Genomic DNA, 18,233 nt, shown 5'->3' with positions numbered 1-18,233 from the left:
CGGTTTAGTCTAAAGTTTGTGCTGTTATTTATAGTAATTTTTGTTAGATTAGCGTCCGTAATATTAAAACCTAAGTTATGGATGCTCTAAATGAAGTTTTTGTTTTCTCTAAGCGTAATATTTTTCTCGCTTTCGATATTTGCTATCACTCCCTCAGCAGCCCAAATTGAGCAATTAAAAAACCTTCCTCGTGCTCAACAAGAAGCATTAGCTAAACAATATGGTATTGATTTAGATTCATTAGTGCCAAGTAAAGGTTCTTCAACAGGTGAATATGATGAAGAACGCAATCTACCTGCAAAAAAAATAAAACAAAACAAAAATGAATTTATTCAAGAAACCAAATCAAATGTTAAAAATTTTAATGATGTCAACTTAACTAATTTAGTTGATCAGGTTGATGACAATGACACTTCGATTAACCTATCTGAACAAAGTGCTAATAAAGTTGAAGTACCTGAAGAAGAACCTCTAAAACCATTTGGCTATGAAATATTTTCTGGTGAAAATAATGGATTTGCTCCATTAAAAAATGTACCTGTTCCTGCTGGTTATATATTAGGTCCTGGAGATGAAATAAACCTTCAGTTATACGGAAAAGAAATTCAGAGCCTATCCGTTGTTATTGATAGAAATGGCGTTTTCATTACCCCAGAAACTGGGCCAATACCAGTAGCAGGATTAAGTTTTTCTGAATTCAAAGAATTATACACCCAACAGTTAGAGCAAAAGGTTATCGGGCTAAAAGCGCTAGTCACAATGGGGGAGTTACGCAGTATTAAAGTATTTGTATTAGGCGATGTTGTACAGCCTGGTAGTTATACCCTGAGTTCACTTTCTACCATTACCCATGCTATTTTTTCAGCTGGTGGAATTTCAAATGTTGGTACGTTAAGAAATGTGCAGCTAAAGCGACGAGGGAAATTAATTACTTCATTAGACTTGTATGATTTCTTATTAAAAGGCGATACCGCCAATGACATGAATTTGTTGCCTGGAGATGTTGTATTTGTGCCACCTTCAGGAGATGTTGTCGGTGTAAAAGGGGCGATTAAACGTCCCGCTTTTTATGAATTAAAAGGTAATGAAACAGCGCTGGAAATGTTCAATCTTGCAGGTGGTGGTGCTACCAATGCATTTATAAAATCGTCTAAATTACAAAGAATCAATGAGAATGGATTAAGTACGTTAATCGATATTGACTTAGCTAATAAAATAGAAGCAAATACGCCCTTAAGAAACGCAGATACTTTGGTAGTCGGCTCCGTATTAGAGCAAGTTGAAAATGTGGTTGTTTTAAATGGTCATGTTAATAGAGCAGGCGTATATGGGTACAAAGAAGGCTTAAAATTATTAGATGTCATTGGCAATATAAAGCAATTAAAATCTAACCCTGACTTGGAGTACGGATTAATTGTTCGTGAAGATAAATTAGTAAGAACCATTTCAACGCTTTCCATTTCTTTACGCAAAGCTTTTGAACAACCAACAAGTAAATATAATATCGAGTTAAGTAGTCGTGATGAAATCTGGGTTTTTAGTGCGGATGAACCGCGTAATATTGAAAGTATTATTGCCAGATTAAAGTCCCAAGCAACAAGAACCAATCCAACTCAACTTGTAGAAGTGATAGGTAATGTTGAACTACCAGGTGAATACCCGTTAACCGACAAAATGACGGTACAGGATTTAATCAAATCAGCGCATGATATTAAAGAATCAACGGATTTAAATTATGCATTGATAAAACGAGTGAATATTGAAAAAAATATAACTGATTTTGAAGTATTGTCTTTGTTAGAAAACACAGAGTTACAACTGAAATCACAAGATAAACTGTATATATTTAATATAAATGAACCTCGTGATTTTTTAATTGCGGACTTAATAGAAGAAATAAATCAACAGACCAGCAAAGACAATGAGCGTTTGTTAGTGTCCATTCAAGGGGAGGTGCGTTTCCCTGGTGAATACCCCCTTGCAGAAGGGATGACTGTAAAACAATTATTGGCAGCTGCCGGTGGGTATACAGAAGCCAGTTATTTAGTTGATTTTAACCTTTCAAGATTTACTTCTAACGGGGTTGATGATTCAAAGTTTGATTTATCTACTGAGCCGTTAACTGACGAATTAACTTCACAATTTAAGTTAAAACCACGTGATGCAATATTTATAAAACGCATACCAGACTGGAAACAAACCGAGGTGGTTGAATTAAAAGGGGAATTTAAATTCCCAGGTAAATACACGATTAAACGTGGTGAAACCTTAGCTCAGCTGATCCAGCGTGCAGGTGGTTTTACTGAATATGCCGCGCCTAAAGCGGGCGTGTTTACTCGTGAATACCTAAAAGAGAAAGAAGATAGAATATTAGCTCAAGCACAAAAAGAACTTAAAAAACAATTGGTAACCGCTAGATATAATGTTGGTCAACTTTCAGGTGGTGAAAACGACAACTTAGAGCAAATGTTAGATTCGTTAGAATCAGCCGAGGCGGTAGGGAGAATGGTTGTTGAGCCTGAACACTTCACCAGCTTAGAAAGCTCTATAGAGCTACGAGACGGTGACAGGTTAATTGTACCACGCAAATCTTTTGAAGTGAGTGTGTTAGGCCAAGTGTATCAACCAACTACATTACCCTGGACTGAAGGCATGAGTATGAAAGATTATGTATTTGGTGCAGGTGGTTTTAACCAGATTGCAGAAGATGATGATACTTATTTAATCAAAGCCAATGGACGTATTGTGGTAGATAGTTGGTTAGGTGTGGACATTGAGCCTGGTGATACCGTAATGGTGCCTGCCAATGTACAACCAATACCAACATTAACATTATGGCAAACCGTAACCAGTATATTGGCGCAATCTGCAACAACACTTGCGTTAATAGCGGCTTTATAAAAATCATTTTACGAAACTCGAAACTCGAAACTCGAAACTCGAAACTCGAAACTCGAAACTCGAAACTCGAAACTCGAGATGTTGCAGTTATAAGGAAATATCATGCAATTTAAACAATTGGAAGTATGGAAACGAAGCGCTCGGCTTACAGCTGAAGTCTACAAAGTTCGAAACAACATAAAAGATTTCGGATATAGAGATCAATTAACTCGTTCACTATTATCAATACCTTCGAACATAACGGAAGGTGAAGATAGAGAAAGTATTAAAGAATGCATGCGATATCTTAATATTGCAAAAGGCTCAAGTGCAGAAGCAATAACTCAGTTATACATTGGTTTAGAAGCAAGTATGATTGATAAAACACAAGGAATGAAATGGATTAAAGAAGTAGAAGAGATTAACAAAATGTTAGGTGGCTTGTTAAAATCAAAGCGCCAAAAACTAGACAAATAATCTAAATTCTAAATTCTAAATTCTAAATTGTATTTATGACTAATGATAAAAGCACTGAAATAGCAGAACTAAAAGCCAAACTCGATATATACGAGAAATGGCACAATGAAGAATCTAAATTCTCTAATCTAAATTCTTCTTTTTCTGCAGGGCAAAGTCCTGACGATGAAATTGACCTAAAAGAGCTATTCAACGTTATTTGGGCCGAAAAAATAAAAATAGTAGCAATAAGCTTCGTTTTCGCCGTGGTTTCAGTATTTTACGCTTTGTCCTTACCTAACATTTATAAAGCAACAACAGTATTAGCACCAACAAGCCAAGAATCTACCGGTGGATTAGGAGGATTAGCAAGCCAATACGGTGGCTTAGCGGCCATGGCGGGTATTAATCTAGGAAGTGGTGGTGATAATAAAATAGAACATGCATTAGAGTTGATGAAAAGCTGGCATTACTTAGATTCATTCATAAACAAATATAACTTAAAACCAACTTTTATGGCAGTAGAAGGGTGGAATAAAGCCACAAATGAATTGGTTTATGACGACAGTTTATACAATGCAAAAACAAGTACTTGGCTTACAGATACTGATGGAGAAACGTTAGAACCTTTAAGTATTGATACATACAAGGAGGTTTCAAAATTTATAATGGTAAGTCAAGAAAATGACACTGGTTTAATTAAATTAGATGTTAGCCATTATTCCCCGAATGTAGCTTACGAGTTAACAAAATTGTTAACAAAAGAACTTAATAATCATTTTCGCGAGTTAGATAAACAAGAAGCAGAAGCTAGTATTAACTTTTTAACTAACAAAATTAATGGAACCTCTAATACAGAGATGCGGCAAGTGTTTTACAGCATGATAGAGGCCCACTCAAAAACATTAATGATGACAGAAGTTAATAAACAGTACTTAGTTAAAACATTAGTGCCAACTATGATGCCGGAGGAAAAAGATTCACCTAAACGAGCTTTAATTTTAATTTTAGGCGTAATATTAGGCGTTATGTCATCGGTTGCTGTAATTTTAATAAAATTCTTCAATAATATTGAAGAATTTCAAGTGATTAGAAGTGAAAAATGAAAAGAGTATTAACTGTTATTGGAACAAGGCCTGAAGCTATAAAAATGGCTCCATTAGTAAAAGCATTAGAAGCTGATCATCGATTCGATGCTAAGTTATGTGTCACAGCTCAACACCGAGAAATGCTAGATCAGGTATTAAAGTTATTTGAAATCGAAGCTGATTATGATTTGAACCTTATGAAGGTAGGTCAAACGTTACCTGAGTTAACTAGCCGTATTTTATTGGAACTCACACCTGTTTTAAAAGAATTCAAACCAGACGTAGTTCTAGTACACGGCGATACTGCAACTACTTTTACAGCTAGCTTAGCTACTTATTACGAGCAAATTTCAATTGGTCATGTTGAAGCAGGTTTACGTACCGGTAATATTTATTCACCTTGGCCGGAAGAAGGTAACCGCAAATTAACAGGTGCGTTAGCCAATTTTCACTTTGCGCCGACAGAAACGTCTAGAAAAAATTTGTTAGATGAAAATGTTGATCATAATAAGATAGTTATTACCGGTAATACTGTTATTGACGCTTTATTATTGGTCAAAGAAAAAGTAGAAACCGATACGGTTTTAAAAACCGAAATGCAAGTAAACTTTCCTTTTTTAAATAATGATAAAAAGCTTATATTAATCACAGGTCATCGACGTGAGAGTTTTGGTGGTGGTTTTGAGCGTATTTGTGAAGCAATTAATAAACTCGCCACCCAAAATCCAGATGTAATATTTTGTTACCCTGTTCATTTAAATCCTAATGTGCAAGAGCCAGTGAATAGACTATTGTCAAACTTACAGAATGTACATTTGATTGAGCCTCAGGAATATTTACCTTTTGTATATTTGATGAACCGATCCCATATCATTTTGACAGATTCGGGGGGGATTCAAGAAGAAGCCCCATCGTTAGGAAAGCCAGTATTGGTTATGCGTGAAACTACGGAACGACCAGAGGCAGTCGATGCTGGAACGGTTAAACTTGTTGGCACAAATGTAGATTTGATTGTCAGTGAAGTAACTAAGCTATTAGAAAATGAATCATATTACAATGAAATGAGTTTCGCCCATAATCCATACGGAGATGGTAAAGCTTGTCAAAAAATATTGGATGTTCTCGCTAATAATTATTTTAAAATTTAACGAAACTCGAAACTCGAAACTCGAAACTCGAAACTCGAAACTCGAAACTAGGATTTTTATGTCATTTGAAACAGTTTCTGTAATAGGCCTTGGTTATATTGGTTTGCCAACCGCAGCCATGTTTGCATCTAGAAAAAAGAAAGTTATCGGTGTTGATGTTAATCAACATGCCGTTGATACGATAAACCGCGGTGAAATACATATTGTTGAGCCTGAATTAGATATTATTGTACACGCAGCCGTTACCGAAGGGTACTTAAAAGCTACAACTAAACCAGAACCTGCGGATGCTTTTTTAATTGCTGTGCCAACGCCGTTTAAAAGCAATAGCGACAATGAAAACGGAATACCTGAGCCTGATTTAACCTATATAGAAGCAGCGGCTAAAGCGATAGCAACTGTATTGAAAAAGGGTGACTTAGTGATATTAGAGTCGACGTCTCCTGTTGGTGCAACAGAGCAAATGGCGGAATGGCTGAAAGAGGCTCGCAGTGACTTGTCATTCCCTCAGGATAACAATATAGAACCTGATGTAAATGTCGCGCATTGCCCTGAACGCGTTCTGCCGGGCCATGTAGTGCGTGAACTGGTCGAGAACGACAGAGTGATTGGCGGCATGACTTTAAAATGTTCAGAAGCTGCAATCAAGCTGTATAAAACGTTTGTGAAGGGGGACTGTGTCACAACAAATGCACGAACAGCTGAGATGGCAAAATTAACTGAAAACTCTTGCCGTGATGTACAAATAGCATTTGCTAATGAATTATCGATTATTTGTGACAAATTAGATATTGATGTTTGGGAGCTGATTTCAATCGCTAACCGACATCCGCGTATAAATATATTACAACCAGGTCCTGGAGTGGGCGGTCACTGTATTGCTGTAGACCCATGGTTTATTGTATCTAAAACACCTTCAGAAGCACGAATTATTCATACAGCGCGGAAAGTAAATGATGCTAAACCCGGTTGGGTGTTGAATAAAGTTAAACTCGCACTAGCGAATTATTTATTAGACCATAAAGATAAAGTTGCAAGTGAAGTAATTATTGCTTGTTATGGGGTAGCATTTAAACCTGATATAGATGATTTAAGAGAAAGTCCGGCATTAAACATTGTTGTTGAACTACAAAAGGTACATTCAGGGCCTTTGTTTATAGTTGAACCTAATATAACAACACTACCTGAAAATTTGGAAATCAAAAGTAAACTTGTTTCGACAAAAGAGGCTCTTATACACGCTGATATTCATGTAATGTTAGTAGATCATAAAGAATTCAAAAAGGGGGATGTAAGTTTCCTTAATAAGAAATACTTAGTCGATTGCAAAGGAATATGGGAGAACAGCTTTGTCGATTAAAAACATGTTAATTTCTTTTAACTCTACTAAATATAAGATAAAAGAAACGAAAACTACAGAATATTTAATACTCGGGAGTATATACAAAAACAAAGAAAAGTTAGAAAAACTTATTACTAAATTCGATGAGTATAATATAAAGAAGTTATTACCTGAAGTTGAAGGCTCATTCGTTATATTAATTTGGTTGAAAGACAGAAAAGAATTTCATTTTATAATGGATAAATGGGCAAGTATGCCAATTTTTGTTAATGAAGCTTCAAATACAATTTCAGAAAGAATAAAATCTCTAATTAACAAACCTATGAAGTTAAATAAAGCGGCTGCAAACGAGTTTATTTTTTATTATGCTTTTTTACATGGAAATAAAACTTTAATCGAAAATGTATTTAAAGCCCAGCCTGCTTATTGGTACAAGTTTAGTAATGAACACTGGAGTTCTGAACGTTACTGGGCTCCGCGATTTCAATATTCAACAGGCAAGAATAATATAAAAGAAAAGTTAAACAAGGCTTGGGTAAATGTTTTTGATGATATAGAAACTTTTTTGAATGGAAAAAAAGTTGTTTGTCCTATTAGTGCAGGTCTTGACTCGAGGGCAATTTTATCAGAATTGGCTAAGAGGGGGATGCAAAAAAATGTTACAACTTTCACTTATAGTCTTGAAGATACTTTTGAACTTGATGTAGCAAGGAACGTTTCATTATCTTTAGGGTTTAAACATATACACTTGAAAATCACAGGGGATGAAATAATAAATCCAAATGAGTTTATAGAGCTAGCTGAAATACATGATTATTCTATTTGGAACTCACCATATGTACCCTGTTCAGTACAAAGGAAAATGAAAGAATATGGTGACGTATTATTATCTGGTTTTGGAGGAGATCCCATTATGGGATCTCATGTAGCAAAAGGGAAAAAGAATTTAACAGACTATGTGTTTACTAAATATAGATGGTTATTCGATAGTGAAATAAGTTTTATTAAAGGTGCAAACTTAAATAAATTATATGATCAGTTAGTAGTTGAAACGTCAAAGTTTGAATATGGGGATTTAGCTGAGAATTTTGACTCTTGGTATTTATTCCAACGTAATGTGAATATGACACAACATAGTGTTCTAGCACACCGCGATATTTTTGAAATTATCTCACCTTTTATGGATAATAGAATAATTGAAGCTGTTAAATACATGTCAATTGAAAATCGTGAAGGTAGAGTTTTATTTTTAGAGTTAATGAAGGAGATGTATCCAGTAACATTCAAGTTACCATCATCAGCACATAAAGGAAAAGGTAAAGAATTAAAGTTTTTCTTAGAAAGAGTTATTTCAGTTTTAACTCGTACTTTGTTTGGAAAATCTTTAGTTAGGAATAGTTTCGATTATAAACCAGACCTTAATGATAAATTTAGATCGAATAAAGAGTTTAGACAAATTATTATAAATAATTCAAAATATTTAGTTGAAGTTGGATTGATTGATAATATATTTTTGGATTCCATAATTGACAGTGTGATTAAAGGAAAGCGGAATGGGTTTAACGGCCAACAAAGGTTTCCTGTATTATGCGCTTTATCTTCATTAGCTATAAATATAAAGGAACTTGACCTTGAAGTATCCTAAACTATTTTGCATTGATTTTTGTCAGACTTTAGTTTTTGAAGATTCATTACCGCTATTTATAAAATTTGTATGCTTGAGGAATTTAAAATTTAGGACTTTTAAGTATCTATATTTTTGGTTGATTGAAAAGCTTGGATTTAAAGTTAGTAAATATAATCGCATATACTTACTAAAAAATCTGAGCGTTTTAGAATTAAATTCAATAGTTACAGAGTTTTCAAAAACGCAACTCCAGCCTGTAATCAACAGAAATTTATTGCAATATATTAACTTAAATAAAAGTTTTGATGACCGAATAGTTATAGTTTCAGCTGCAATAGCAGACTATATAGAACCGTTTTGTAAAAATAATCAACTGGGTGATGTAATTGCTAGCAAATTAGAAGTTAAAAATGGAATAACAACAGGGAAATTAACAGAAGAGCTTGTATTTGGAAAACTAAAAGTAAAAATGATTAATGAATTTATTAAGGGAAATTCATTAGAATTCGAACAAATAATCGCGGTAAGTGACAGTATACACGACCTACCTTTATTAGAGTTTTCTGACATCCCTGTCGTAATTGAAGGAGTTTGTGAAGAGTTGACTGAAATCGCATACCAAAGAAATTGGGACATGATTTGAGTACAATGAATTTCCAAAAGTTTTTTCATTTAAGTAAACGCTTTTTTGCTGGAAGTTCAATTGCTTCAGTTTGTACTTTTAGTGCGATATTACTATTGTCAAAGTCATTATCTATTAGTTCATTTGGTTATTTTATTTTAATTCAAGCTATCGTATATTTTATTGAGGGGATTTCATTTTCCCAAAGTTGGCAATTAGTTGTTAAGTTTGGCTTAAATAAAAAATACAATAGACTTGACGTAATAAAAATAGCTGCAATAACAGACTTGATGAACATTTTATTAAGTGCAGTCGTCCTTCTTATTGTATTTTTCTCTTTTAAGGATTTTTTAGAAGGAGGTAAGTTACTTCTGGTTTACGCTGTCATATTACCTTTCCGTATGAATGGCTTATGGCAAGGAGTAGCTCGTTTAACTGATAAGTTATATTTAATAAACTACCAGTTAATTATCGCAGGAATTGTCAAGTTGATCGTATCTTTTTTAGTCTTTATTAGAGTAATTGAGCAAGTTGAATGGGTTCTAGTTGGGTTTGCTCTTGCTGATATTTTAGGGGCTATTTATCTCGCTAAAGCTGGCCTTCCTTTTGTTAGAAAGTATTGTTCTTTTCTTTCTTTGTTCGAAAACCTGAAAGTATTTAAATTAAATCCTGATTTAACTCGTTTTATAGTTATTAATCATTTTAATGTTACGAGTGTATTATCAATTAGGTACCTAGATGAAATTTTAATCGCTAGGTTAGTCAGCTTAGAATCATTAGCTGTTTATAAACTAATTAAATTGATATCAGCATTCCTTTCAAAAGTTATAGAGCCTATGTATATAGTAATATACCCTGAAATAGTAAAGTTGCTTTCTGAAGGTGATAGCTCCAAACTTAAAGAGTTATTAATACAAATAACTAAGTTTACTTCAGTTATTGCCTTATTATTCTTCACTTTTAATGCCCTAGCAGGCGAGACAGTGCTTAATTATTTCCTAACTGTAAGAGTGTATAATGATTTCATTGCAATGTTAATTTATGTATCGGGTATTAGTATCAATATGATGTTTTTCTATGCACATCCATTAGCTATAGCAGTAGGACTTGAGTCATATGTTTTGAAAGTAAATTTAACGTTAGGTATTATATATTTAGTATTATTAGTTCTCTTAGGTAACTGGCTAGGACTACTTGGTATTGCTTTGTCTTCAGCACTTTATTCAATATTTTCTGTACTATTACGCTTGGATGCTTCAAATAAAAAAATGGTATGTTATGAATAGATTAATATATGTTTCAAACTCAATTATACCTAGTCAAACTGCGAACTCACTTCATGTTATGAAGATGTGTAATGGATTTTCATTAAACCAATATGATGTAACGTTGTTGGCTAAAACTAACTCAGCTAGCGAAAAAGAAACTAAGATTTTTGAAATTTACAATGTACCTCAGACTTTTAATTTATATTTAAGTAAGCTTGGAAGACTTCCAATTCATTCTTTGTTTATTAGTCTTGTCATATTTCCATTGAAAATTTTTACACTTAAGGACTCAAACGATTTCATCTACTCTAGAAATAGACATACTTCATTTATATTAAGTTTAATGGGATTAAAACAGTACTATGAAATGCATGGAATCCCTAAAAGTAAAGTTCAATTACTAATGGACAAGTTTATAGTTCGCAATAAAAATACAGTTAAATTAATTACTATTTCAGAATGTTTAAAATTAGATGTTTGTAAAACCTTAGGTGTGGATATTAAAAAGGTTACTGTTTTACATGATGGTGCAGATGTAATCGATATTGATTCAATCCAGATTATAAAATTACTTGGTAATAAGAAAGTAAACCTTGGGTACGTAGGTAGTTTATTAGAAGGTAAAGGTGTCGATTTAATTTGTGAAGCTGCATTATTACTTCCTGATATAGGCTTTCATATTATTGGTGGTACGAGGAAGCAAATTGGTGAGTTAAATAAACACTATATTTCTGCAAATAATCTATTTTTTTATGGTTATAAAGAACAGGACGATGTTCAACGTTATATAAAGTCTTTCGACGCAGTTATATTACCTAATAAAAAAAATGTAATAACTAGTAATGGTGAGGATATCGGGCGTTATACTTCACCTTTAAAGATGTTTGAATACTTATCTTTTAACAAATTGATTATTTCCGCAAATCTTGAGGTTTTACAAGAGGTTCTTTCAGATAAAGAAGCAAAATTTTTTAATGAATCGTCAATAACTAGCCTCGTGAATATTATAAAAGGTTTGGGGGATATTGTACCCACAGAAGGTGCTAAATTAATTGAAAGTAAATTTAGTTGGCAATTAAGGGCTAAGAGTGCAGTCAATAGTTAATAGACAAAATAAAAGCTCTAGCGCTACCTTTTTACTTACCTTTATCGTTACCTTTACCTATTTAATTGGAATGAAATTTAAAAATGGTTTGGATTTAAGCTTGCTAGCTGCGTTTTTATTATCATTATTTTATTTAAAGTCTATTAGAAAGTACACTTTATTTATTTCTATAGTGATACTAGCTACATCTATAACTTTAATTGTCAGTTTCATAGCTTCAGGAGCTCAAGGTGATTCAATTGTTTTTGCTTTTAAAATATTAATTTATTTTTTAGGCTCTTTAGCCTTGACTACTTTTTTTATAAAATTTTACGGAAAATCAGCTTTACAATATTTTTTACTTTTTGTATTTCTTAGTGTTTTATTACATTCTCTAGTGGTAATCATTCAATTTATCAACCCCGAATTTAAGAATTTCATTTATAATTTTTCTGATGTGTCTCCTTTGATGTATACAAGCGTTGGCTCTTATAGAATGGCTGGCTTTTCAGGAGGTGGAGGTGCTTTATTAAGTCTATTTCACGCTATAGGTTTCTTATCTGGGATATTATGTTTGAAAATAGGCATGATTAAGAGTTCAAGGTTTTTGTTTGGAGGTTTGGTTATTATATTGTCAACTTTATTCATTGCACGAACTGGTTTGTTGATAATATTACTTGCTAGCCCTTTTTTATACTTTAAAGGGATGGTTAACTTTATGATAAACGCCTCATTTTTAGCTATAACATGTGGGCTAGTAATATTAATAATAGGTAATAATGATACTTTATGGGGCGTATGGGATATGTCTCAAACTGCAATTGATAGAACTATCAGTGAATTTTTTAGTACATCAAATGGTGATGAAAGTAAAAAGTTTCATACGTTTAAAGTTTTATCTAATATGTTTTTTATCCCTCAGATGGACTACATTGATTATATTTGGGGGACAGGCTCAACTGGAAGGATGCACAATGATTACCTAAAAAGTGATGTCGGCTTCATAAGAATGTTTTATATGGGAGGGCTAGTTTTCATACTTCTTTTCATAACATTGATAATTAGTAGTTTTTATATATGCCTTACTAGTACTCAGGCGTTAAAGTATGAAGTTTGCTTTATTTTAGTAATTGTTTTATTAGTTGAAATGAAGGAGTTAGTGATTTTAGGCCGCCATATCTTACCTTTTACCTTAGCTCTGATGTTTTTTATAATTAACCAAAGGCGCGAAAATTTTGAATAAAAAAATTCTTTTAATTGGTCCATTACCTCCCCCACACCATGGACAATCTTTGTCATTTAAAATGTTAACTGATTCAATTAAGAAAGATTTCAATAATAAAGATATTAGTGTAATTGATATTTCAGATTCAGATATAGTAGGAAGGCGTGGATTCATAAAAGTATTAATTAGATCTCTAAAATATGTAAAGGTTTTGATTAAACTGTTTGGAATGCTAACTTGGAATAAGACGAGGGTATATCTTACAATTTCTCAATCTAAACAAGGATTTCTAAGAGATTTTTTTATTATTTGGATCTCTTTTTTATTCAAAAGTGACATGATTTTACATTTAAAAGGAGGTAATTATGGCCACTTTTATCAAGGTCAAAACTCTCTCTTTAAGTATCTAATTCGAAAAACGTTGCTACGATCCGAAAGAATTTTAGTTTTAGGTAAAAATTTAGTAAAAATGTATGACTTTGAACCTAAGTTGCATTCTCGTATTCATATTGTAGAAAATGGTTTACCATTTAGTGCTAAACCGAAAAAAAATAAGGTATTTATCGAAAATAATTCAATCGAGTTATTGTTTTTATCTAACTTAGTGGAGTCTAAAGGGTACTTAGATGTTTTAGAAAGTGTAGCAAAACTTAAGCATAAAGGTATAAAAGTACGGTGTCACTTTGCCGGTAGTTTTTACACAAATGAAGATGACATAAATGTAAAAACATTAAATGGAGCTAAAGAGTTGTTTTTCTCTACAATTCGAAAGCTAGGTATTGATGAACATGTAATTTATCACGGAGTAGTATCTGGAGATGTAAAACTAAATTTGTTATCAAATTCACATATTTTCATTTTGCCAACCAATTATAATAATGAGGGGCAACCTGTATCTATAATAGAAGCGTTGTCTTTTGGGCTTCCCATAGTAACTACCAACTACAGAGCAATATCAGACATGGTGCATGATAAAGTAACTGGTGCGTTCGTAGATTATAATAACCCTGAGTCAATTACTCAAGCCATTGAATACATATACTCAGCTGATAACTATGAGGTAATGAGTAAGGAATGTTATAAGTTATTCGACAAAAAGTTCACTACAGAAGCTCATTTAAGTCGAATATATCCACATATTTTAGGAGAGAATAAGTGTTTTTAAATAAATTTGTTAAATGTTTAACACCTTACAAAGTTACAACTCATAAAGCCTGGGAGTTAGATAGTCGAGGTGATGTTCTCAAGTTGGATTGGAATGAGTCTACTGTTCCACCATCACCTAAAGTGAAAGATGCACTCGTAAAGTTTGCAAATAATGGAACAATGAATTGGTACCCTGATGTTGACAATAAAGTATTTCGTAACTTGTTATCTGAATACAGTAAAGTACCTGCTTGTAATCTTGAATATTTTGGTAGTTCGGATGCACTTCACGAATATATCATTAGATCTTTTGTAAACCCAGGTGATGTTATTACTTTAATTTCACCTACTTATGATAATTTTAGAGCTGCGGCTGAAAGTATTGGAGCGACGATTAATTACTTTCCATTAAATAAAGATAATACTTTTAGTTTTAGTTATTTAGATTTTGAGCTCCATATGCAATCTATTTGTCCTAAAATTGTGTACTTATGCAACCCTAATAATCCAACAGGTACAAATTACTCCACAGAAGTAATAGAAAAATTAGTTCGTAGATTTAATGACGTTTTATTCGTAATTGACGAAGCTTATTATGAATTCTCTAAAATCACGGCAAGTTCTCTAGTAACAAAGTTTGAAAATATAATTATATGTAGGACATTTTCAAAAGCCTTTGGGCTAGCATCTTTTAGAGTCGGATATGCCTTAGGGAGTGAAAACAATATTAATGGCTTAAAAAGAATCAGAAATCCTAAAAACATTAGTAGTTGTGCACAAGTAGCGGCTATTGCTGCTTTAAATGACATTAAGTACATGGAGGATTATGTTAATGAGGTTAATTATACTAAATTATGGTTTATTAAAGAATTAGAGTCAATTGGGGTGAATACCAACGATTCAGAAGGCGGTAATTTTATTCTATTAGATCTTGGAATTAATAAAAGCTTAGTCATTAAAAAGATGGAAGATAATAATATTTTCATTAGAGATTACGGACATATTAATACTATGGAAGGTTATGTAAGAGTAACTATTGGACTTAAGAAACAAATGGTTCGTGTTTTGGAAGTTCTTATAAGTCTTGATTTGAATGAGAAAACTCGCAGTGCATAATTATAAAAAGCTATTTCGATTTTATTTAATTTACGGTTTTAAAAGAACTGTGGTAAAAGCTTTAGGTCGTCTTCGAATAAATGTAAATATTGTTCTATTGTTGTTTCCTTTAAAATATTTTTATTCAAAAAAAGACATAGCTGTTATAGGTTGTGGACAATTTACGTTTGCGACAATTGGATTTTTTATTTCTAAAAACTTTGGAAGGCGAATTAAATATTGCTTTGACATTGATCAAAAAAATTTAGATAGTTTTGCAAAATGTTATGGAGTACAACATAGAGTAATAATAAAAACAGGTGAACAACTTCCTAAATTGAAAGGTATATCTTTAGCGTACATCGCTTCTAACCATTATAGCCATACTGATTATGCATTAAACTTATTAGAACAAGGCATAGATGTTTACATAGAAAAACCAGTTTCAGTAAATAGGGAGCAGTTAGCTAAAATAGAACAAGCCTACATTCTTAATGAAAATAGAATATATGTTGGCTATAACAGACCACATTCCAAGGCAATAAATGAACTAAAAAAATATCTTGTAGATACCCCATTTACACTGACATGTACTATTGCTGGGCATGTTATTGATAGTGAACATTGGTATAGAGATATTAAAGAAGGCACAAGGGTTTGCGGTAATTTGGGTCATTGGATTGATCTTGCTATCGACTTATTATATGCGACTAAAAGTACGATAGATTTGACAGTTGACATTATCTGGTCTGATGATGAAAATAAAGACGATAATTTATGTTTAGTATTGAAATCGGCTAGGGGTGACTTAATCTCAATTGTGTTAACCGCACGGAATGAACCTTTTGAAGGTATTAATGAGATGATATTTTTTCAACAAGACGGCGTGTTAGCTAAAATTGACGACTTTAGAGAAGCTGAATTTCAAATAGGAACAAAAAAAATTAAAAGAAAGTATTATCCAAAAGATGTTGGTCATGAAACGGCTATACTTCAACCGTTTCATCATATTAAAAGAGATTTTAATTGTATTTTAGTTTCCTCAAGATTAATGCTTCAGGTCATGGAACAAATTCAAATCAAATCAAAAACTAATAAATTTATAGATAAAATATGAAACAAATTCTACAAAATATAGCTAACGGCGAAACCCAGTTAGTTGATGTTCCATGTCCCCAAAATAAAGTAGGGCAACTTTTAATTACCACTCAAAAATCTTTAGTGTCTGTTGGTACAGAGCGGATGTTAATTGATTTTGGTAAGTCTAATTTTATCGAAAAAGCACGTTCTCAGCCTGATAAAGTGAAAATGGTTTTAGATAAAGTTAAAACTGATGGTTTAATGCCCACTATTGATGCTGTGCGTTCTAAGTTAGATCAACCTTTGCCTTTAGGTTATTGCAATGTTGGTATAGTGCAAGATAATAGCGGAACAAGTTTTCAAGTAGGAACCCGTGTTGTTTCTAATGGTAATCATGCAGAGGTTGTGCGTGTACCTAAAAATTTGTGTGCGGAAATACCCGACAACGTTGATGATGAAAGTGCCGCTTTTACCGTACTTGCGGCAATCGCCATGCAAGGTGTTCGTATAGCTAACCCTACTATTGGTGAAACTGTAGTTGTTACTGGCCTTGGTTTGATCGGTTTAATAACAGTCCAGTTGCTCAAAGCTAACGGTTGCCGTGTGCTAGGAATTGATTTTGACTCTACAAAATGTTCGATGGCACGTGAATTTGGTGCAGAAACGGTAGATTTGTCTATTGGTGAAGATCCTATTGCTAAAGCTAATGCTTTTTCACGTGGTAATGGTGTAGATGCAGTAATAATTACGGCATCTACCAAAAGTAATGAACCTGTAAGTAATGGCGCCAACATGTGTCGTAAGCGTGGTCGTATTGTTTTGGTTGGAGTTGTTGGCTTAGAGTTATCACGTGCTGACTTTTATGAAAAAGAAATATCTTTTCAGGTTTCTTGTTCTTATGGTCCCGGACGTTACGATTCTGAATATGAAGACAAAGGTAATGATTATCCTATTGGTTTTGTTCGCTGGACTGAACAGCGTAACTTTGAGGCGGTTTTAGACTTAATGTCTAGTGGCGCTATTGATATGAAACCTTTAATCAGCCATCGTTTTGAAATTGAAAACGCTATTGAAGCTTATAAATGTTTAGATGATAAATCTTCGTTAGGTATTTTGTTAAATTATTCATCTAATACAGAACAATTACTTGAAACTAAAGTGGTTAATATTAGAAATGCAGATAACTATGCAGAAAAAGATGCTGTATGTGGGTTTGTTGGTGGCGGTAATTATGCTTCTAGAGTTTTAATTCCTGCCTTTAAAAATGCGGGCGCAAAGCTTGATACTTTATTAACCAGTGGTGGTGTAAGCGCTGTTCATCATGGTAAGAAAAACAATTTTGCTAATGCTTCCACTGATTTAGAGCAATTATTAAATAATAACGCAATTAATACTGTTGTTATTGCTACTCAGCATAATTTACATGCAGAGCAAGTAATACAAGCAATTAATAAAGGTAAAAATGTTTTTGTTGAAAAACCTTTAGCGCTTACTCATGCAGAATTAGATGCCATTCAAACGGCTTATGATGCACAAAACGGTAAGTGCAGAGTAATGGTAGGTTATAACCGTAGGTTTGCTCCACACGTTGTGAAAATGAAAGCACTCTTAGGAAATATAGCTGAACCTAAGTCATTTATTATGACTATGAATGCAGGGGCTATACCTGCTGATCACTGGACACAAGATCCGAGTGTTGGTGGTGGTCGTATTATTGGTGAAGCTTGTCATTATATTGATCTAATGAGGTTTTTAGCTGGTAGTGAAATTACTGGGTTTTCTGCAACTTGTATGGGTAAAGCTGATGGCGTTGATATTACTGAAGATAAAGCGTCAATTACCCTAACATTTAAAGACGGTTCGTTTGGAACTATTCATTATTTGGCTAATGGTGGTAAAGCTTTCGCTAAAGAACGCATTGAAGTGTTTGCTAATAATGGTGTTTTACAATTAGATAACTTTAGAAAACTTACCGGTTTTGACTGGAAAGGCTTTAAAAAAGATAAGCTTATGTCGCAAGATAAAGGACAAGCAAATTGTTCTAAAGTTTTCATTGAGTCTATTGAGAAAGGGCAAAGTTCACCAATTTCTTTTGAAGAGATAATGGAAGTTGCTCGTTGCTCTGTTGATATTGCCGAGTCATTAAGAAAGTAAACTTTTCTTAATGTGTTT

14 protein-coding genes are annotated in these 18,233 nt (G+C 33.1%); all 14 read left to right on the top strand.

What is annotated here, in order from left to right; genetic code table 11:
* Positions 1 to 90: 90 nt before the first annotated feature.
* The 14 genes from KO505_RS07195 to KO505_RS07130 all read left to right on the top strand — a co-directional run bounded on the left by KO505_RS07195 (position 91) and on the right by KO505_RS07130 (position 18,215).
* On the top strand, positions 91 to 2,901 hold the full coding sequence (locus KO505_RS07195; RefSeq protein WP_216054776.1) for an SLBB domain-containing protein: 2,811 nt from the start codon (positions 91 to 93) through the stop codon (positions 2,899 to 2,901).
* A gap of 102 nt (positions 2,902 to 3,003) precedes the next feature.
* On the top strand, positions 3,004 to 3,357 hold the full coding sequence (locus KO505_RS07190; protein WP_216054775.1) for a four helix bundle protein: 354 nt from the start codon (positions 3,004 to 3,006) through the stop codon (positions 3,355 to 3,357).
* Positions 3,358 to 3,392: 35 nt separating this feature from the next.
* On the top strand, positions 3,393 to 4,442 hold the full coding sequence (locus KO505_RS07185) for a Wzz/FepE/Etk N-terminal domain-containing protein (RefSeq protein WP_216054774.1): 1,050 nt from the start codon (positions 3,393 to 3,395) through the stop codon (positions 4,440 to 4,442).
* Complete coding sequence (gene wecB, locus KO505_RS07180; protein WP_216054773.1) at positions 4,439 to 5,572, top strand: non-hydrolyzing UDP-N-acetylglucosamine 2-epimerase; 1,134 nt, start codon at positions 4,439 to 4,441, stop codon at positions 5,570 to 5,572. Before KO505_RS07185 ends, wecB begins: the two co-directional genes overlap by 4 nt.
* A gap of 58 nt (positions 5,573 to 5,630) precedes the next feature.
* Positions 5,631 to 6,932 carry a UDP-N-acetyl-D-mannosamine dehydrogenase gene (wecC, locus tag KO505_RS07175; RefSeq protein WP_216054772.1) on the top strand — a complete coding sequence of 434 codons (1,302 nt, stop codon included), beginning with the start codon at positions 5,631 to 5,633 and terminating at the stop codon, positions 6,930 to 6,932.
* Positions 6,922 to 8,559: an asparagine synthase C-terminal domain-containing protein gene (locus KO505_RS07170; protein WP_216054771.1), complete on the top strand. Its 1,638-nt coding sequence runs from the start codon at positions 6,922 to 6,924 to the stop codon at positions 8,557 to 8,559. Before wecC ends, KO505_RS07170 begins: the two co-directional genes overlap by 11 nt.
* Positions 8,546 to 9,184, top strand: coding sequence for an HAD family phosphatase (locus tag KO505_RS07165; protein WP_216054770.1), 639 nt, complete (start codon positions 8,546 to 8,548; stop codon positions 9,182 to 9,184). The genes KO505_RS07170 and KO505_RS07165 overlap by 14 nt, the downstream gene beginning before the upstream one ends.
* Positions 9,181 to 10,449, top strand: a complete 1,269-nt coding sequence (locus KO505_RS07160) for a hypothetical protein (protein WP_216054769.1) — start codon at positions 9,181 to 9,183, stop codon at positions 10,447 to 10,449. The genes KO505_RS07165 and KO505_RS07160 overlap by 4 nt, the downstream gene beginning before the upstream one ends.
* On the top strand, positions 10,442 to 11,536 hold the full coding sequence (locus tag KO505_RS07155) for a glycosyltransferase family 4 protein (RefSeq protein ID WP_216054768.1): 1,095 nt from the start codon (positions 10,442 to 10,444) through the stop codon (positions 11,534 to 11,536). The genes KO505_RS07160 and KO505_RS07155 overlap by 8 nt, the downstream gene beginning before the upstream one ends.
* Complete coding sequence (locus KO505_RS07150) at positions 11,520 to 12,758, top strand: hypothetical protein (protein WP_216054767.1); 1,239 nt, start codon at positions 11,520 to 11,522, stop codon at positions 12,756 to 12,758. The genes KO505_RS07155 and KO505_RS07150 overlap by 17 nt, the downstream gene beginning before the upstream one ends.
* A complete protein-coding gene (locus KO505_RS07145) occupies positions 12,751 to 13,905 on the top strand; it encodes a glycosyltransferase family 4 protein (protein WP_216054766.1) in 1,155 nt (384 codons plus the stop codon). Before KO505_RS07150 ends, KO505_RS07145 begins: the two co-directional genes overlap by 8 nt.
* Positions 13,896 to 15,002, top strand: a complete 1,107-nt coding sequence (locus KO505_RS07140) for a histidinol-phosphate transaminase (RefSeq protein ID WP_216054765.1) — start codon at positions 13,896 to 13,898, stop codon at positions 15,000 to 15,002. The genes KO505_RS07145 and KO505_RS07140 overlap by 10 nt, the downstream gene beginning before the upstream one ends.
* Entirely contained in the window at positions 14,980 to 16,098 is a 1,119-nt protein-coding gene (locus tag KO505_RS07135) for a Gfo/Idh/MocA family protein (RefSeq protein WP_216054764.1), read from the top strand. Before KO505_RS07140 ends, KO505_RS07135 begins: the two co-directional genes overlap by 23 nt.
* On the top strand, positions 16,095 to 18,215 hold the full coding sequence (locus KO505_RS07130) for a bi-domain-containing oxidoreductase (protein WP_216054763.1): 2,121 nt from the start codon (positions 16,095 to 16,097) through the stop codon (positions 18,213 to 18,215). The genes KO505_RS07135 and KO505_RS07130 overlap by 4 nt, the downstream gene beginning before the upstream one ends.
* Positions 18,216 to 18,233: the final 18 nt, after the last annotated feature.

Origin of the sequence: Psychrosphaera sp. F3M07 (assembly GCF_018860345.1) — a bacterium.
Classification (GTDB): Bacteria; Pseudomonadota; Gammaproteobacteria; order Enterobacterales; family Alteromonadaceae; genus Psychrosphaera; species Psychrosphaera aquimarina.
Note: the sequence above shows the minus strand (reverse complement) of the source record. Positions and strands in the feature narration are given on the sequence as shown.